Genomic DNA, 16,038 nt, shown 5'->3' with positions numbered 1-16,038 from the left:
CGCTCACCACGGGGGCCGGTAGCCGGTGGTGATCTTCTCCCCGGTACGGCGCCACTTGGGCTCCTTGTCCACGGTTCTGGCGGTGATCGACCGCAGCTTGCGGACCACGGCGCCGTACGCCCCGCTGGCGCCGCTGGACACCTTGGCGCCGGGGGGTTCGTCCATGAACGGCATGAACTTGTCGGGGAAGCCGGGCATGGTGCAGGCGATGCAGATGCCGCCGACGTTGGGGCAGCCGCCGATGCCGTTCATCCAGCCGCGCTTGGGCACGTTGCACTTGACGACCGGACCCCAGCAGCCGAGTTTGACCAGACAGGTCGGCGAGTCGTACGACATCGCGAACTGGCCCTGCTCGTAGTAGCCGGCACGGTCGCAGCCCTCGTGCACGGTCGCCCCGAACAGCCAGGTGGGGCGCAGCTTGTCGTCCAGCGGGATCATGGGGGCGGCGCCGGCCGCCTGGTAGAGCAGGTAGGTGAGCGTCTCGGAGAAGTTGTCCGGCTGGATCGGACAGCCCGGGACGCACACGATGGGGATGCCGGCGTGGGACTTCCAGTCCCAGCCGAGATAGTCCGGCACGCCCATGGCGCCGGTCGGGTTGCCCGCCATGGCGTGGATGCCGCCGTAGGTGGCGCAGGTGCCGATGGCGACGACCGCGAGGGCCTTGGGGGCGAGCCGGTCGATCCACTCGCTGGTGGTGATCGGCTGACCGGTCTCCGGGTTGTCGCCGAAGCCGCACCAGTAGCCCTCGGGCTTGATCGACTCGTTGGGGATGGAGCCTTCGACGACCAGCACGAACGGGTCGATCTCACCGCGCTCGCCCTTGAAGAACCACTCGATGAACGTGTCCGAGCCGCCGATGGGGCCGCATTCGAAGTCGATCAGCGGCCAGTGCACGGCGACCTTGGGAAGTCCTGGCAGCACACCGAGCACGATCTCCTCGATGCTGGGTTGCATGGCCGCCGTCAACGCGACCGAGTCGCCGTCGCAGCTCAGGCCCGCGTTGATCCAGAGAATGTGGATCGTGGGGGTTTCGTCGGCGGGTGTGCCGCCCGCGTCCGCGGCATCGAGCGTGCCCGGCGTCGCCTCAGTCATGGGACCGCCTCCTGGGGAGGTAAGGGATGAAAAGCCTGCATTTCGACCGTCGCTCTTCTTCGTATCAGCCGTTGGACCGCGACGGGACGGCAGCAGGGGCCGTTCCGGTGACGACGGCGGCGGAGGGCACAGCGGCGGTGCGCGCAACCCGGGCCGTACCGAGGTGCGGCGGGGTGTGCGACGGCCGTTCCTTGCGGACGAAGGACCGGCGCAGCGCGTGGTACGGGGCGTCCGGGTCGTCGAAGGTCCGGCGCATGAGGGCCAGCTCCCGCTCGCGGAAGCCGGCCGGCGGTGTCGTGCTCTCCAGCCGGTCCAGCTCCGTCTTTTTCGCGGAGATCCGTGCTGCCGTCGCCGGGAGGGAGGCCAGCCTTGAGGCCAGGGCGGCGACCTCCCCCGCGAAGGCGTCGGGGCCGCAGTCGACGAGACGGTCGACGAGCCCGAGCCGGAGTGCGCTCGCCGAGCTCACCGGCAGAGCCTCGTCCATGAGCCGTTCGGCCGTCGCCGCCCCCACACGGCGCGGCAGGGTGAGGGTCCAGTACTCCGAGCCGTACAGGCCCATCAGCCGGTAGTGCGGGTTCAGTACGGCACCCGAGCGGCACCACACCTCGTCGGCGGCCAGGGCGAGCATCACGCCTCCGGCGGCGGCGTTGCCCGCGACCGCCGAGACCACCAGCCGGTCGGTCCTCGTCAGCACGGCCTCGACCAGGTCGTCGATGGCGTTGATGTTCGCCCAGGATTCGGCGCCGGGGTCGTCGGCGGCCTCGATGACGCCCAGGTGGATGCCGTTGGAGAAGAAGTCCCGCTCGCCGCCCAGCACCAGCACCGTGGTGGGCCGTGCGCAGGCCTCCCGGTAGGCGTCCAGGAGGCGGCGGCACTGATCTGTGCTCATGGCGCCGCCGGGGAAGGAGAACGAGAGGTGCCCGACGTTTCCCTCCTCCCGGTAGCGGATGTCCGACCAGGTCCCGTGCGGGTTCTCGGGCAGGCGGGGCAGGGCGTGCTCGGGCAGCGGTGGCAGCCGGTCGCCGAGGGCCCGTACGGCGGGCAGCTTGAAGGTGGGCGGCTGTCCGGGCACCCGACGGGGCCGCAGTTCGGGGATCCATACGGCGCCGTCCCTGGTGGCCCGGCAGATCGCTCCGGCGCGGGTGGCCAGCAGCTCCCCCGGCCGCCCGCGCAGCACACTCTCGGCGTGGCCGCCGTGCAGGTACCACTCCCCGCCGAGCAGCACGTCCAGCACGCCGGGCTGGGAGTCCGCCGCCCGCAGCTTGCGCAGGACGTCCTGGGTGGAGTCCTCGTCCCAGTCGATGCGGCGGACACTCTGGTCGAGGTAGGGACGGGTGCGGGGGCTCGGTCGCGGTGCGGCACCGACGTCCGCGGCGGCATAGGCATCCGCATCGGCACAGGCACCGGCGGTGTCCGTCCGGTCCTGCCTCAGAGGTACGTACGTGCCGTCGGCGAAGCGCTCCACCGCGAGCAGCACGGCCTCGATCGCGGCGTCGGCGATCTCGCCCCGGTACAGCTCGCTCTTGGCCACCGGAGGAACCCGGCAGGGCACGGAAGCCCACACGTCGCCTGCGTCCATCTCCGCGTCGGCCTGGAGGACGGTGACGCCCCACCGGTCGGCGCCCTCGTGGATCGCCCAGTCCAGGGAGGACGGTCCCCGGTCGCCCACGGGTCCGGGGTGGACGACGAGACAGGTGTGGGCCGACCACACCTCCTCGGGGATCGCCGTCCTGAGCATCGGCGACACGATGAGCTCCGGCGCGTGACGCCGTACGGCCTCCGGCAACGGGTTGCCGGGCAGGGCCAGTTCGACCGCCACGGTGTGACCCCGGTCGCGCAGTTCGGCGTGGGTGCGCTGAGTGAGACTGTTGAACGCGCTGGCTAGGAGCAGGATGTGCACGGCTGCCTCCGGGCGGACGAACGGCAGGCAGGGATGACCGCCGACCGAGATCCTCGGCCACGGCTGTCCGCCGTCCCCGGCGACAGACGGTCAGGTCATCCGAAAGCGGGCGCCCATCCGCCGTCCGGCCTCACCGGGCCGGAGCGTCGTCCCGCCGGCTCAGCGGCTCAGCGGCGGAACCCGGTCACCGTCGTCGCAGGCCGCTGGTGATGCGCTCCCAGGGGGTGCGGGTGGCGCCGAAGTGGGTCTCGTGGGCCCAGATGTGGGTGCAGGACGGGCACTGCAGGTGCAGCAGGCTGCCGACGTTGGCCAGCAGATACCGCCAGTGCGCGGAGCAGGTGCGGCCCTGCTCGCAGGTGCCGCATCCCTGGTGGTCGGCGCAGCTCGGGCAGGCCACCCAGGCGCGGCGGCCGATGTCGGCCTGCGGGTCAAGCGGCAGCATGACCGCCGCCTTCCCCCGGCAGCACACCGGCCGCGACCAGTTCGGCGTGGATCCGCCGCTGCTCGGCGTCGAGGCCGGAGTAGAGCAGTCGGTACGCCGCCTGCTCGTCGCGCAGAGCCGCGACGGGGTCCCAGTCGGCGCCGAGGGCCTCCAGGACGTGGGCGCGCCGGAGCATCTCGTGCGAGGTCAGGTCGATGTCCAGATCGACCGTCGGGGAGGCGTCAGGGCGGTCCGCGGCGGCGGCGTTCGTCGCCTCGGGCTCGTCCGGTTCGCCGGGCAGGGCGCGGTCATGGGAGGACATGCGACCGAACGTAGGTAAGCGCCGTCTGCCCGGGCAAGGGCAGGTGGGCGAAGTCACAGCAGGTCCGGGGCGTGCCGGCGGCATCGGACCGGTCCCCGGGGCGCGGTGTTCCCCGGTCTCACAGGCGGGCGAAGAGGTCGTCCAAGGGGGCGGGTACCTGCTCGGGGGCGAGCGCTTCGACCAGGAGCCGGCCGTAGCGGATCTTGCGGCCCTTCCTGGTGCTCATGAAGCGCCGCAGCTGCTGGTGCCGGGGGCGGCCGTGCTGGGCGGGCTGCTGCAGGAAGGTCTGCCAGGGGCGCGACTCGTCCTCGGCGTGGACGATCTGCTCGACGCGCTCGGGGCCCAGCGCACGGATCAGCTCGTCCTCCAGGTCCGCCGAGCAGACGAAGACGGCGTGGCGCGGGGTGGAGTCCGGGGCGAGGCCCCGGTCGAAGAACGGCTTCTCGCGCTCGTCGCACAGACCGACGAGGCGCAGGCCTAGACCGGAGGGTCCGAGAAGCGAGGCGTAGCGGCCGACGCTCATCGCACCGCCCATCGACAGCACGGACACCCCTTCGGCGGCCAGGTCCCGGCCCCGCCGCTCGGCCAGTGTCTCGACGGCGGCGAGGTCGCTCAGCCCTTCCACCAGGACGGCCGTGTGCACCCCGAGCAACTCCGCCAGTTCCCCTGCCGACCCGCCGGAGCCTCCGCCCGCCCAGCGGGTGACCTCGTCGCGGAACATGCGCATGTCCACCATGCCTGGGAGTCTGCTACGCCGACCGACGCCACCGCACGCGATATTCGGCGCCGTGGGCATCAGTGCGGTGTCGTGGGCCCGCGTGGAGTCGGATCATTTTTTGAACGAGTTCAACAATGTGCCGTGAGTTCCCGCGCCAGGTGCGTCTCAGAAGAGGCGGCCGGTTCGGGAACTCACGGCTCGGTGACGGGCGGATCAGCTGATCGGTCGGATCAGACGACCGGCCGGATCAGGCGATCTGCCGTGTCAGTCGTGTCAGTCGTGCGCTCGGATCAGCGGATCTCGGTGACCCGCGTCTCCTTCAGGGAACCGCAGTTGGAGTTCTCCACCGTCACGTACACGTTGTCGATGCTGCCGCCCCAGCTCACGCAGAAGCCCTTGCCGTAGACGTAGGCCGGCCCCGCGTACGAGGAGTAGCTGTCGGAGTCGCCCGCGTACTCGTCCGTCGCGGGGACGTAGATCCACGTGGACATGGGCTTGAGCGTGCCCGGGTTCTTGCGGATGGTCGCGACGCAGTTCTCGCCGTTCGAGGAGTTGTAGGTCAGGTAGACGGTGCCCAGCGAACCGACGGGCGCCGAGTTCACTGTCTTGTAGGCCTTGCCGCAGACACCCTGCGGGGTGACGTTGGGCGCGGCGGAGGCCGTCGTGGCGAACGCGGTCGAGGCGCCCACCGCCAGAGCGGCTAACGCCCCCAACGTCACGACATTGCGTGCCTTTCGCATATTTCCCCCTTGTAGCCATGAGAGCGCTTTGCTCTCACTGGATGTGACCCGCGAGTGGCACGGATGGTTGCCCCGGTCTGCCACGCAGGTTCACGAAAGGGACGAAAGGCCTGGTCAGAGGTGAGCAATTCCTCGCGAAAACCGCCGAACCCGCGTGCGCGGTCGATGAGATGGACCGCCAGGATCCAGTGGCAGCGGCGCCCGGCATCGCCGTGGGCCGGCGGTTACCCGCCCGCCAGCTGTCGGACGGGGGCACCGGCGAGGAACGCGGTGATGTCCTCCACCGCTTCCGAGTAGAAGGTGCGGTAGTTGCGCTCGGTGACGTAGCCGAGGTGCGGGGTGGCGAGGACGTTGGGGAGGGTGCGGAACGGGTCGTCCGCGGGGAGGGGTTCGCTGTCGAAGACGTCGAGGCCCGCGCCGGCGATCCAGCCTTCGCGCAGGGCGCGCAGCAGTGCCGTCCGGTCGACGATGGCGGCGCGGGAGGTGTTGACGAGGTGGGCGTGCGGGCGCATGGCGCGCAGTTCCGGCTCGCCCAGCAGGCCCCGGGTGCGGTCGGACAGGACGAGGTGGACGGAGACGAAGTCGCTGCGGCCGAGGAGGTCCTTCCTGTCCGCGGCGAGTCGAGCGCCCGACTCCGCCGCTCGCTCGGCGGTGAGGTTCGCGCTCCAGGCCAGGACCTCCATGCCGAAGGCGGTGGCGACGCGGGCCACCCGGCTGCCGATCTTGCCGAGTCCGAGCAGGCCGAGTGTGCGGCCGTGCAGGTCCTGACCGACGGTGGACTGCCAGGGGCCGCCCTCGCGCAGGGCCCGGCTCTCGACGGTGACCTGCCGGGCGAGGCCGAGGAGGAGCGCCCAGGTCAGTTCGACGGGCGGAGTGGGACTGCTCGCCGTCCCGCAGACGGTCACACCCCGGGCCCGGGCCGCCGCGAGGTCGATGGAGGCGTTGCGCATGCCCGTGGTGATCAGCAGGCGCAGCCGGGGCAGTCGACGCAGGAGGTCGGCGTCGAAAGGGGTGCGCTCCCGCATGGCCACGACGATCTCGCAGTCGGCGAGCTCGGCCACGAGCCGGTCCCGGTCGGTGATGTGCTCGCGGAGCGCGCGCACCTCGACCTGGCCGGCCAGGGGGCTCCAGTCCGCCAGGGACAGGGCGGCGCCCTGGTAGTCGTCCAGCACGGTGCAGTGGAGGGTCATGCGGACAGTCTGCCTTTCGCAGGTCCGCGTCTCGGGTGCGGGTGCGGGCTGTCGTCGGGGCGCGTGCCTCGGAGGGCGGGGTTACCTTCGGCGGTATGGACGGTGATCCTGGGCGCTGGCGCCGGTGCACGCTCGGCGGCGCGGTGTTCGCCGTGTGCATGGCCGGCACGACGCTGCCGACCCCGCTCTACGGCCTCTACCAGGAGAAGTTCGGTTTCTCCGAACTCACGGTCACGGTGGTCTACGCCGTCTACGCCTTCGGGGTCATCGGCGTTCTGCTGCTGGCGGGGAACGTCTCGGACGCCGTGGGCAGGCGCCCGGTGCTGTTGTGGGGCCTGGGATTCGCGGCGGCGAGCGCCGTCTGCTTCCTGTGCGCCACCGCGCTGGGCTGGCTGTACGCCGGGCGGCTGCTGTCGGGGTTGTCCGCCGGTCTGTTCACCGGGGCCGCCACGGCGTACGTGATGGAACTGGCACCGCGTGGCGGGTCCTCGCGGGCGACCTTCGTGGCGACCGCCGCGAACATGGGCGGGCTCGGCTGCGGTCCGCTGCTCGCCGGGGTGCTCGCGCAGTACGCCGAGTGGCCGCTGTATCTGCCCTTCGTCGTCCACCTCGCCCTGGTGGCCTGCTCGGTGGCCGTGCTGCTCCGGCTTCCGGAAACCGTGCGGGAGCGTCGGCCGCTGAACACCGTACGACCGCGGCGGCCGAGCCTGCCGCCTTCGGTGCGGGTGGTCTTCGGGCCCGCGGCGGCCGCCTCCTTCGTCGGGTTCGCGCTGTTCGGGGTCTTCACCTCGGTCAGCCCGGCCTTCCTCGCCCAGTCCCTGGGCGTGCGCGACCACGCGGTGAGCGGGCTGGTCGTCGCGCTGGCCTTCTTCGCCTCCACGGCCGGGCAGTTGGCCGTCGGCCGGGTGGGCGTGCGGCGGTCGCTGCCGCTGGGCTGCGCCGGGCTGCTGGCCGGGCTGGCGCTGCTGGCGGGTGCGTTGCACTGGGATCTCCTGGCGCTGGTGGTGCTGAGCGCCGTCGTGGGAGGGGCCGCGCAGGGGCTGGCGTTTCGTGCGGCGCTGTCCGCCGTGGCCGCCGCGTCGGCGCCGGACCGGCGGGCGGCCGTGATCTCGACGCTGTTCGTGGTGGCCTACACGGGCATCTCGGTGCCGGTGATCGGTGTGGGGCTCCTGACGGAGCCGATGGGTCTGGAAGGCGCCGGGCTCGTGTTCATCGCGTGCATGGCGGTGCTGGTGTCGACGGCGGGCGTGTATCTGATGCGACGTCCGGTACCGGCTCCGGAATCGGACCGGGAGCCGGCCCCGGTATCGGAGTCGGGCCCGGGCTGAGGGGTTCGTCGGTCGCTGGGAGGAGGTCCTGCGCCTCAGGCGCGCTTCGTCTCCGCATGGCTAGGGTCGGTCCTCATGGAGACCACGGGAGTCGTTCGCCGCCCGACCGCGGAACGTGTGCGCGGCGTACTGGAGCGGCTCGTCACCGAGCGGGACGTATGGGTGTCGACGGCTCACCCCGAACACGGGCCGCACCAGGTGCCACTGTGGTTCGCGTGGGACGGGCGAGCGGTGTGGATGTGCACCGGCGCCGCTTCCGTGACCGTGCGGAACGTGCGCGAGGAGCCGCGTGTGCGCCTGTCGCTGCCGGACACCTTCGACGTGGTGCTGCTCCAGGGCGAGGCGGAGTGCTTCCCCGACCAGGAGGTGCCGGGAGCCGCGGCGCGGGCCTTCGCCGACAAGTTCGGGTGGGACCCGCGCGCGGAAGAGACGTCCTTCGTGTACGTACGCGTGGTCCCCCTGACCGTGCGTGCTTGGCGCGGCGAGCCGGAGCTTCGCGGGAGAGTCGTCATGCGCGACGGGAAGTGGCTGGCATGACGGCCGTCGGCGCCACCCCGTCCGGCCTGGAGCGCATCGTCGTCCGAGGCCGTGCGACGGGCGGCATCGGTCACGGGCGGGACCGTGGCGTCACCGCCGCCGGGGGAGCCCAGCGGCTCCAGGTCGGGATGGGCTCGCGGGACTCGTGCCACGACGTCGGGACGGCGGACGTGCCGGTGCGGGCCGCGACGACGCCGCCCGCTATCGCACAGGTGGTGTCGCGGTCGCCCCACCCGGCGACCGTCTGCCACAGGGCCTCGGCCAGGTCGTCCAGCCGGCCCACGGCGGACCACAGGGCGAACGGGACCGTGTCCGGGGCCGAGATCAGTGTCCCGGAGCCCAGTACGGTCGCCGCGTGGCGGACCGACGTACGGCCGGAGAGGGCGGCGGCCACCAGGAGGCGGGAGCGGACGTCGCTGTCCGGCACGTGGTCGGCGACCATCCGCAGGAACTCCGGGCGCGGCGGGGCGTCCTGGCCCTCGATGGAAGCCGCCAGTGCCGCCGCGACCGCCACGGCGACGGCGCCCGCCACGGCCTCGGGATGCGCGTGCGTGGTCAGCGCGGACAGCGTGGCCTGGTCGCGAGCGGTCGGCAGGTCGTCGCGGAACCACGCGCCGAGGGGCGCGACGCGCATCGCGGCGCCGTTTCCGTAGGAGCCCTGCCCGCCGAACCGCGCCGTGGTGACGGCCCGCCAGTCACCGCCCTCGCGGATGCCCCGGAGCACACCGTGCATCGACGGCCCGTACTTGCGCCCCGGGTCCCGGTCGTACTCGGCGGCGAACTCCTCCGCCAGGGCGTCCGGGCGGATCTCGCCGTGGGTCGTCAGGTGGGCGAACAGGACGAAGGCCATGGCGGAGTCGTCCGTCCACAACCAGGGTGCCGGACGCGGCGCCCGTGCGGCCCACAGCTCCTCGGCGTTGTCGTCGGAGCGCGTGAACCAGCTGTCGCCGAAGGCGTCACCCAGCACAAGGCCGTCCAGGCTGGCGCGGGCGTGGTGCGGGCTGGTCATCGGAACGCTCCTGTGAACGGTGGGGTGATCAGAGCATTGTCGTCGGCGGACGGTGAACTAGCGAGCGCGTTTCCGCGTCGTGGGCGGGTTCGCCGGCTCTCCAAAACGTCGTAGGAGACGTGGAGTTCGCCGGCCTCGGGGTGGCGGCCCGCGCCCGACGTACCCCACGGCAGCGCTGCCCGACCGCACCGGCGACCGGCGACCGGCGACCGGCGACCGGCGACCGATCAGTTGACCTCCCGGGCCTGCCCGGCCCAGTACGGCTCCCGCAGTTTGAACTTCTGGACCTTCCCGGTCGCCGTCCGGGGGATGACCTCCCGGAACTCCACACTCGTCGGGGCCTTGTACCCGGCGAGCCGCTCCTTGCAGTACGCGATGATCTCGGACTCGCTCACGGCCGCTCCCCGGGCCCGTACGACCAGCGCCTTGACCGTCTCGCCCCACCTGGTGTCCGGCACCCCGATGACCGCGACCTCGGCGACCCCGGGGTGGCTGAAGATCGTGTCCTCCACCTCGATCGACGACACGTTCTCGCCGCCGGTGATGATGACGTCCTTCTTCCGGTCCGAGATCGTCAGATGCCCGTCGACGGGGTCCAGGGTCCCACCGTCACCCGTGTGGAACCAGCCGTCCGCCAGCGCGTCGGCGGTCTCCTCGGGCTTCTCCCAGTAGCCGTCGAGGACCACGTTCGAGCGCGCCAACACCTCACCGGAGTCCGCCACTTCGAGTTTCACACCGAGCGCCGGGAGACCCGCCCGCGACAGCTTGCGCGCCCGCTCCTCGCCCCGCAGGGCATCGTCACCGGGCCGTGCCCGGTTGAACGTCAGCAGAGGTGAGGTCTCCGTCAGGCCGTAGATCTGGGTGAACTCCCAGCCCAGTTCCTCCTCCACCCGCTGGATCATCCGGCTCGGCGGCGGTGCTCCCGCACACACGATCCGCACCCGGTCGTGCCCCGGCACCGGCCCGTCCCAGCCGGCCGCCGCGTCGAGGACCGCGTTCCACACCGCCGGCGCGCCGCACATCAGCGTCACCCCGTGCTCGTCCACCCGGCGCAGGATCTCGGCGCCGTCGACCTTGCGCAGCACCACCTGTTTGGCGCCGAGCCCGGCCATCACGAACGGCATCCCCCACCCGTTGCAGTGGAACATCGGCAACGTGTGCAGGTACACGTCCCGCTCCCACGCCCGTGTGTGCAGCCCGAAGGTCAGTCCGTTCACCCAGATGTTGCGGTGCGTGAGCTGAACTCCCTTGGGGCGCGCGGTCGTTCCGGAGGTGTAGTTGATCGTCGCGGTGGCGTCCTCGTCCGGGTTCGACCAGGGCCGCGGCTCCACCCCGAACCGCATCAGCTCGGTGTCCGTCCGCTCCCCCAGGGTGAACCGGTGCGCCACCTCGACGTCGGCGACCGTGTCCCGCAGCTCGGGATCGACCAGCAGCACCGAGGCACCGCTCTGGCGCACCACGTACTCGATCTCCTCGGCCTTCAGACGGAAGTTGACGGGCACACAGATCCGCCCGCTCATCGGCACCGCGAACAGCAACTCCAGCAGACGGGCCGAGTTGTGGCTGACCACCGCCACCCGCTCGCCCTCCCCCACCCCGAGCGCGTCCAGTCCCGCCTGCCAGGCCCGCACCCGCTCACCCAGTCGTCCGTACGTCGACGGCGCGACCGGCGCCGTGGGCTGACTCGGTTCGTCGATCACGCCGGGGCTGTCGGCGAACCCCGACTCCGCCCGGTCCAGGAAGTCGGCCACCGTCATCGGAACACGCATCTGTCTCCCCACTCGCCCGGTCCGCACGCCGCGTACGCCACGCCTCGTGCCCTGTGTCTCGTGCCATCTGTTTCGTGGTGTCTCGTGCCATGTACCTCGTGCCTCGTAGGAGTTGTTACTCCCCCACTGAGCGCCTACGCCACTGGTGGGTCACCCGATCGGGTAAGCGGGTCCGCGCGATTTGTCACGTGGGTGGCTAGAACTCTGGGGTGCGCTGGTTCACGGTGGTTCCTCCTGTCCGCCCGATCCGCCTGGAGGGATCCCGCAGTGAGACGTAGGCGATTTGTGGCAGGGACCATCGGTGCCCTCTCGGGAACGGCACTCGGCGGGGCCGCGTCCCGCGCCGGTGTGCCGGCGCCCCCGACACCCCGTCCGCCTGACTGGCAGGCCGTGCCGGCACCCGGCAGCGTTCCCGCCGCGCAGCTTCGGCGGATCGCCGCCGCCGGGCCGCGACTGGCCTGGGCCGTGGGCGAGGAGAACCTGGTCGCGCAGGCCCAGCAACGGGCCCTGGCCATGGTGTGGAACGGCAGTGCCTGGTCGAAGGCCGACCTGTCGCACCTCGCGCACACGAGGATCGTCGACGTCGCCGGTGTCCGCTCGTCCGCGGCGTGGGCCGTGGGCCACCCCACCGGCGACGCCAGCCCCCTCCTGCGCTGGGACGGGGCCACCTGGCGCGAGGCCGACTTCCCCGGCAGGGGTGAGCCGGATGTCCGGATCAGCGCGGTGGCGGTCGGCCGCGACCGGCGCGTGTGGGTCTGCGGCGTGCGGGACGGCGCCGCCCGGCTGCTGCTCGGGGACGGGCGGAGGTGGCGCTGGCTGGACCCGCTGCCCGTCGCGAGCGTGAACCTCTACCGGGTCGTCGTGCGTCGGCCGGGCGAAGTGTGGGTCTGCGGGGACCAGTCCAACGGCGGTGGCTGGTCCGGCCTGGTGGCCCGCTGGAACGGTGCGTGGACGGCGCTGCCCCCGATCGCGGGCCTCCGGCTCGGCATCGCCGACGTGCACTCCGCCGGTCCGGACGACGTATGGGCCGTGGGCACCGAGGCCGGTGTCGGCGGACCGATCGGCCGCCCCGGCAACCCCGCCCTGAGCCACTGGGACGGCACGGCCTGGACCCGGCTGGAAGCCGGCTTCACCCTCGGATCGCTCAGCGGGATAGCCGGCGACAGGCGGGGGCGCGCCGCATGGATATCGGGCTGGAACTTCTCGGACCAGAACCGCAGTACGTATCTGCGCCGGGACGGCGACGCCTGGGTCCTCGCCCGGGGCCCCGCGGGCCCGGCTCCGGCGCCGTACCTCAATGACGTGACGTCCGTTCCGGGCACCAGGACGTTCTGGTCGGTGGGCATGACACGCCCCGCTCCGTATCCGCCGACCGAGGCCTACAGCGAACGCCTCGGGGACTGAGGGGGGCGCCCGCCATGTCGTGGTGCCTGTCGGTCAGTGTCCCGGCCGCTTGAAGTGGGTGTAGGGCGGATACGGTTTGAAGCAGATCAGTACTTCGAGCGGGTGGCCGCCGCCGGGTGGTTGGGCCAGTGTCGGGAGCGCCGCCATCAGTGAGGAGTGGCCCTTGGACACGCCCTTCTGGTGAGGGCCCCAGCCCGCCGCGTGGGCGAAGTACGTGGCGGTCCTGGCGAAGACGTCACGGCTGCCGAAGAGGAAGAACGTCCTCGCGTGGGTGGCGTGTCGCAACTCGTCGCGGAAGTCGGCCCGTTCACAGCGTGCGCTCCAGGATCCGGCGTCCCGCAGGGTGCGTGCCTCGTCGGTGCGGGCGGTCAGCGGCGTGCCGTTGACGAGTTTGCGCCGCAGCTCGGGCCATTTGTCCGGGCGCAGGCCGAGCGTGTGGTGGGCCAGGACGAGGTCCACGCGCTCGCCGACACCCTCGTCCGGGGGGAGACCGTCGCGCAGCGGCACATGGACGATCGTGTGCCGGGAGTAGGCGGCGAAGGAGAACAGACCCGCCAGCCGGTTCAGCCCGTCGTGGTCGCCGAGCAGGAGTCCGATGGGCTCCGGTGCGCGCAGCGAGGTGTGACGCAGGGTCTGTCGTGGCTGGACGACACGATGCTCGTGGGGCCCGGTCCTGGGCCTGAACTGGCGCAGCCTCAGCCGCATGCGGAATGCCTCATCGCCTCAGGATCGCGGGCGGTACGCCACCGCGGCAACCGGGATTCGCCCGCCGGGCAGAAGCCACCTCTCCGTGGGAACAACTGCGGAGGCACGGGTCGTGGAGGCGCATCGGTGAGTACCATCCGCACACATCACGTTCGTTGTCGGGAAGGGAATCACCATGACCGAGTCTCCGTCGGGGTCGACCGACCTCAAGACGCAGTACACCGCCCAGGTCGCCGCCGACCTCGAGCGCAACGCCAAGGAACAGGAGCGTCTCATCGGGGAGATCGACGCTCTGCAGGAGCAACTGCTGAGTCTGCGGCATGACCACGCCGTGCTGGTGAACATGCGGCAGGCGCTCGGCGTCGTGGCGTCCGAGCCCGCTCCCGTGGCCGAGGAGGTCGCGACGCCCTCCGTGCCCCGGCAGAAGACCGCCCCCACCCCGGCAGCCGGCAAGCGCACCCGAGCGAAGAAGGACGAGCCCTCGCAGGACGGCAAGCGCACGAGGAAGTCGACCGCCACCAAGACCAGCGTCCCGAAGGCAGCGACCGCGAAGACGGCGAGCGCGACGGCCACGAAGACCACGAAGGACACAACGGCGGCCGCCGCCAAGACCACGAAGACCACGACGGCCAAGTCCGGGAGTGGCAAGAGCGCGCCCGCCAAGACGGCCACCGCCAAGACCCCGGCCGCCGAGAAGGCGCAGCCCACGCTCGTCGAGCTCATCCGCCGCCACCTGACCGAACAGAGCGAACCGCGCTCCGCGGCCGAGGTCGCCGCCGCGCTCACCCAGGCCCACCCCGACCGCCGGATCCAGACGAACGTCGTGCGCACCACCCTCGAAGGACTCGTCGCCAAGAGCAACGCCCAGCGCGTCAAGCAGGGCTCCTCCGTGTACTACACCGGTCCCGACGCACCGGAGCCGACCGCCCCGCCGCAGTCCTCCTCCGAGCCCGCGTCGGCGACCGACTGAGGTCGGGACCTCGCTGACGAGGCTGCCCCGGAGCTCGCGGCCCACCTCTCGGGCCTCCCGGCGACCGGTCGGTGCCGGGACGCGCACCGGTGATCGTCGGGAGGCCCTGGTCCACTCGCCGGCCGTTGCCGAGGAGCGGCCCGACCCTCAGTTGACGCGGACGATCCTCCAGAGCTGGTCGTCGAGGTTCACGTCGTTCCACTGGACGACGGCGGCGCCGTTGCTCGTGGCGGACTGGGCGACTCCGGCGTGGAGTCCGCTGCCCACGTTCCTGAGTTCGTAGTAGCCGTCGCCGGCCTCGACGAGGGTCCATTTCTGTGAGTCGGCGCCGGAGGGGGTGTTCTGGACGACGGCGGCTCCGGCGGTGGTGGAGCCGCCGCGGATGTCCAGGTTGAGACTGCTGTTGACGTTCCTGAGGGTCCAGGCTCCGCCGCCGGCGGACTGGAAGGTGAACAGCTGGCAGGAACAGGCGGAGTTCTGCCACTGGTTGGCCACGGTGCCGGCGGTGGTGGAGCCCTGCGGGATGTCGACGTACTTGCCGCTGTTCTTGTTGACCAGGACGTACTGCCCGGTGCCCAGCGGTGGCAGCGCGGTCTGCGTGAAGTCCCAGCGCTGGCAGTCGCAGCTCGTGCCGCTCCACTGGACGGCGTTGGTGCCGGTGGTGGTCAAGGCGTTCGGGATCTCCAGGTACTTGCCGGTCACGCGGTTGGTGATCGTGTAGCCGCCGGCCCGGTGCGGGGAGACGGCCCATTCGTGGTCGAGGGTGCCGTTGTCGTCCCACTGCAGGATCCTGGCGCCGTCGGCCGAGGACTGGTTCTGCACGCCCAGGACCTTGCCGCTGGCCACGTTGAAGATCTTGAAGTAGCCGGAGGACTGCTGGACGAAGTGCCACTGCTGGTCCGTGGCGCTGGTGGCGGTCTGCTGGGTCGCGCCGGTGCCGTTGGTGGTGGAGCCGCCGGCGATGGTGAGCCTCAGGTCGCTGTTGGCGTTGGAGAGGGTGTAGGTGGCTCCGTCGGAGATGCCGCCGCCCAGGTCGACGACGCTGTAGGTGACCGGGTTGACGCCGGTGCTCCGCGCGCGGCCCCCGCTGAGCACCATCAGGCTGTGGCCGTCGGCCAGCGGGAACATGCCCCGGCTGTAGCCGCCGGCGACATTGGAGCGCATCCGGGTCCAGGCGTTCGCGGCGCCGTTCTCCGTGTTGACGAACAGGTCGTCCTGGCTCTCGCCGCTGAGGACGAGGGTGCCGTTCGGACCGCCGGTGGGCAGCCAGGTGATGAAGGGAGCCCCGCTGGGGATGACGCCGTCGGTCGACCGCAGCACCCGGCCGGTGACGGAGCCGAAGCCCTCCGGGTCGGCGGAGATCTTGTAGTAGACGGAGCACCTGCCCTCGGGGGCGTTGCAGTACTCGTAGCTCATCACGTAGTTGCCGTTGGGGAGGCGGGTGACGACCGGCATGCCGGGTCGGTCCGCGTAGGTGGGCATCGACACGTCGTCCACGACCGGGCCCCAGGTGCGCAGGTCCGTGGAGACCTGGTGCACGACCTCCTGGCCGTGCGCGGTGTCGCGCTGGTCGGAGTAGTAGACGATGAGCCGGTCGCCGGAGAGCACGAAGTACGGCTCCCAGACGGGGGTGTAACCGTTGGTGGAGAACGCCGGTCCGCCGGTGGCGATGTTGGTGATGAAGGTCCAGCTCTGTCCGCGGTCGGTGCTGGCGTACAGGTCTATCTTGCTGCCTCCCCAGCGGTCGTACGGCACCGAGTCACCGGCGGCGAGGATGGTTCCGGCGGGGAAGCCGCCCATGGCCTTGGGGAGTTCGAACAGTTCGGGCTGCCAACGCATGCCCCAGCCGTTCTGGGTGTCGGCGACCTCGGAGATCTTCGTCCAGGAGGCGCCGTTGTCGGTGGAGCGGTAGATCGGGAAGACCGGCATGTCC

General features: G+C 71.5%; 15 protein-coding genes and 1 pseudogene. 4 read left to right on the top strand and 12 right to left on the bottom strand.

Going from position 1 to position 16,038, the window contains the following annotated elements:
* Positions 1–3 precede the first annotated feature (3 nt).
* From P1P70_RS14325 to P1P70_RS14290, 8 genes and pseudogenes are all read right to left on the bottom strand, one after another.
* Positions 4–1,092: a hydrogenase expression protein HypE gene (locus P1P70_RS14325; protein ID WP_319237223.1), complete on the bottom strand. Its 1,089-nt coding sequence runs from the start codon at positions 1,090–1,092 to the stop codon at positions 4–6.
* 64 nt (positions 1,093–1,156) lie between these two features.
* A complete protein-coding gene (locus tag P1P70_RS14320; RefSeq protein WP_319237222.1) occupies positions 1,157–2,992 on the bottom strand; it encodes an enoyl-CoA hydratase-related protein in 1,836 nt (611 codons plus the stop codon).
* A gap of 184 nt (positions 2,993–3,176) precedes the next feature.
* Positions 3,177–3,434 carry a hypothetical protein gene (locus P1P70_RS14315; protein WP_045555496.1) on the bottom strand — a complete coding sequence of 86 codons (258 nt, stop codon included), beginning with the start codon at positions 3,432–3,434 and terminating at the stop codon, positions 3,177–3,179.
* Positions 3,421–3,735, bottom strand: coding sequence for a DUF6400 family protein (locus tag P1P70_RS14310; RefSeq protein WP_319237221.1), 315 nt, complete (start codon positions 3,733–3,735; stop codon positions 3,421–3,423). The genes P1P70_RS14315 and P1P70_RS14310 overlap by 14 nt, the downstream gene beginning before the upstream one ends.
* A gap of 118 nt (positions 3,736–3,853) precedes the next feature.
* Positions 3,854–4,471 (bottom strand): TOPRIM nucleotidyl transferase/hydrolase domain-containing protein, encoded by a 618-nt coding sequence (locus tag P1P70_RS14305; protein WP_319237220.1) that lies wholly within the window; start codon positions 4,469–4,471, stop codon positions 3,854–3,856.
* Between the two features lie 272 nt (positions 4,472–4,743).
* On the bottom strand, positions 4,744–5,193 hold the full coding sequence (locus P1P70_RS14300; RefSeq protein ID WP_319237219.1) for a spore-associated protein: 450 nt from the start codon (positions 5,191–5,193) through the stop codon (positions 4,744–4,746).
* Between the two features lie 119 nt (positions 5,194–5,312).
* Positions 5,313–5,399 (bottom strand): annotated as a pseudogene (locus tag P1P70_RS14295) (aminopeptidase); the annotation flags it as partial.
* Positions 5,400–5,417: 18 nt separating this feature from the next.
* Positions 5,418–6,383: a D-2-hydroxyacid dehydrogenase family protein gene (locus tag P1P70_RS14290; protein ID WP_319237218.1), complete on the bottom strand. Its 966-nt coding sequence runs from the start codon at positions 6,381–6,383 to the stop codon at positions 5,418–5,420.
* 95 nt (positions 6,384–6,478) lie between these two features.
* Here P1P70_RS14290 and P1P70_RS14285 point away from each other — a divergent pair, with 95 nt between their 5' ends.
* Positions 6,479–7,711, top strand: a complete 1,233-nt coding sequence (locus P1P70_RS14285) for an MFS transporter (RefSeq protein WP_319237217.1) — start codon at positions 6,479–6,481, stop codon at positions 7,709–7,711.
* 75 nt (positions 7,712–7,786) lie between these two features.
* Positions 7,787–8,248, top strand: coding sequence for a pyridoxamine 5'-phosphate oxidase family protein (locus P1P70_RS14280; protein WP_319237216.1), 462 nt, complete (start codon positions 7,787–7,789; stop codon positions 8,246–8,248).
* 70 nt (positions 8,249–8,318) lie between these two features.
* Here P1P70_RS14280 and P1P70_RS14275 read toward each other — a convergent pair whose 3' ends face one another.
* Positions 8,319–9,257 (bottom strand): ADP-ribosylglycohydrolase family protein, encoded by a 939-nt coding sequence (locus tag P1P70_RS14275; protein WP_319237215.1) that lies wholly within the window; start codon positions 9,255–9,257, stop codon positions 8,319–8,321.
* A gap of 227 nt (positions 9,258–9,484) precedes the next feature.
* Positions 9,485–11,026 (bottom strand): AMP-binding protein, encoded by a 1,542-nt coding sequence (locus tag P1P70_RS14270; protein WP_319237214.1) that lies wholly within the window; start codon positions 11,024–11,026, stop codon positions 9,485–9,487.
* Between the two features lie 390 nt (positions 11,027–11,416).
* On the opposite strand from P1P70_RS14270, the gene P1P70_RS14265 reads away from it, so the two are divergent.
* Complete coding sequence (locus tag P1P70_RS14265) at positions 11,417–12,430, top strand: hypothetical protein (protein ID WP_319237213.1); 1,014 nt, start codon at positions 11,417–11,419, stop codon at positions 12,428–12,430.
* Positions 12,431–12,463: 33 nt separating this feature from the next.
* Here P1P70_RS14265 and P1P70_RS14260 read toward each other — a convergent pair whose 3' ends face one another.
* Complete coding sequence (locus P1P70_RS14260; protein WP_319237212.1) at positions 12,464–13,135, bottom strand: hypothetical protein; 672 nt, start codon at positions 13,133–13,135, stop codon at positions 12,464–12,466.
* Positions 13,136–13,310: 175 nt separating this feature from the next.
* On the opposite strand from P1P70_RS14260, the gene P1P70_RS14255 reads away from it, so the two are divergent.
* The gene (locus P1P70_RS14255) at positions 13,311–14,105 is read left to right on the top strand and encodes a hypothetical protein (RefSeq protein WP_319237211.1); all 795 of its coding nucleotides are present in this window, start codon (positions 13,311–13,313) and stop codon (positions 14,103–14,105) included.
* Positions 14,106–14,252: 147 nt separating this feature from the next.
* On the opposite strand, the gene P1P70_RS14250 is transcribed toward P1P70_RS14255, so the two are convergent.
* Positions 14,253–16,038 (bottom strand): RICIN domain-containing protein (locus P1P70_RS14250; RefSeq protein ID WP_319237210.1); only part of this gene is annotated, 1,786 nt, incomplete at its 5' end.

It is taken from the genome of Streptomyces sp. MB09-02B (assembly GCF_033794485.1).
Classification (GTDB): Bacteria; Actinomycetota; Actinomycetes; order Streptomycetales; family Streptomycetaceae; genus Streptomyces.
Note: the sequence above shows the minus strand (reverse complement) of the source record. Positions and strands in the feature narration are given on the sequence as shown.